1 protein-coding gene is annotated in these 1,123 nt (G+C 61.8%); it reads left to right on the top strand.

Annotated elements, in window-relative coordinates; translation table 11 throughout:
- The first annotated feature begins 83 nt into the window (after window positions 1-83).
- Window positions 84-1,079, top strand: a complete 996-nt coding sequence (locus GCT19_RS42145; protein WP_152855099.1) for an IS5 family transposase — start codon at window positions 84-86, stop codon at window positions 1,077-1,079.
- The last annotated feature ends 44 nt before the right edge of the window (window positions 1,080-1,123 follow it).

Consider the following 1,123-nt stretch of genomic DNA (forward strand, 5'->3'; position numbering starts at 1 on the left):
GGCTTTGTTCAAGAGGGCCGCTTGCGCGGCGGCCGTGGGTCGGGTAGAAAGAGTCCGGAGATCTATCCGACGAGCGAGCTTTCATGCCTTACAAGGCAAGACTGAAGACGGGCGAACCGCGCAAACGAGCGAAGCCGGGCTATGCGGTAACAAACGCACACGAGTACAACGAAAGCCTGAAGCGGCGCGGGCAACTCAGCCTGTATTGTCCCGACGGAGACCTGAAGGCGCTGTTCATCAACGACACGCCCTACCAGAAGGGCGTGTCGGGTCAGTCCCGGACGTACAGCGATGCGTACCTCGAACTGATCTTCATCTTCTACCGGCTGTTCGGCTGGGGCATGCGGCAGATCACCGGCCACATGCACGAATTCCGGGCGCTGCGCGGACTCGACATCGGGGTACCGAGTTTCGGGCTTCTGAGCGAGCGGTTCCGTACGCTCGAGGTTCAGGTCAAACAACGCTGCGCTCGCGTGGCCGAACGCCTGCGCAACGGCGAAGCCATCAGCCTGATCGTCGACAGCAGCGGCATGAGCTTTGGCCGGGCCAGCGAATGGCATCGGCAAAAGTACGGGCGCGACGCGAGCCAGACGCCGTGGCGCAAGATGCATCTGTCGATCGACCCGGAGATGAATGTCCACCAGATCGCGATTACCGAGGACAACGTCTCCGACGAGGCGGGCCTGAATGCGATGCTGGCAGTCGACGCGAACGTCGACTGCGTGATCGCCGACGGCGCGTACTACAGTATTGCGCAGACCGAGGCGCGGTCAGCCTGCGGCGTGCTGCCGGTGATTCCCCCACCGGCCAATGCGGTCGGTCACAATCAGCCGGCGACGCGCTGGCACGACCATCTCGTTCGGTACATCAAGGACAAGGGCATCCATGCGTTCCGCAACAAATACGGGTACGGCCAGCGCGCGCTGGTCGAGGCGCAGATCTCGCGAATCAAGCGTTGCATCGGTGCGCGGCTACTGACGCGCAAAACCGAATCTCAGCAGCGCGAGGGCGTGATTATCGCGAACCTCGTGAATCTGTGGAACAGCTTCGGCAAGGCCGTTTGCGTCAAAAATGCCTAGTTGCGTCTGCAACCAACTGCAGCCATGCCCTGCTGAACAAAGCC

This window comes from Paraburkholderia atlantica (genome assembly GCF_009362785.1).
In the GTDB taxonomy this organism is placed as follows: domain Bacteria; phylum Pseudomonadota; class Gammaproteobacteria; order Burkholderiales; family Burkholderiaceae; genus Paraburkholderia; species Paraburkholderia atlantica.

Excerpts from the sequence above, each read along its gene's own strand:
- GCT19_RS42145 (WP_152855099.1), top strand. The coding sequence starts at position 84 with ATGCCTTACAAGGCAAGACTGAAGACGGGCGAACCGCGCAAACGAGCG.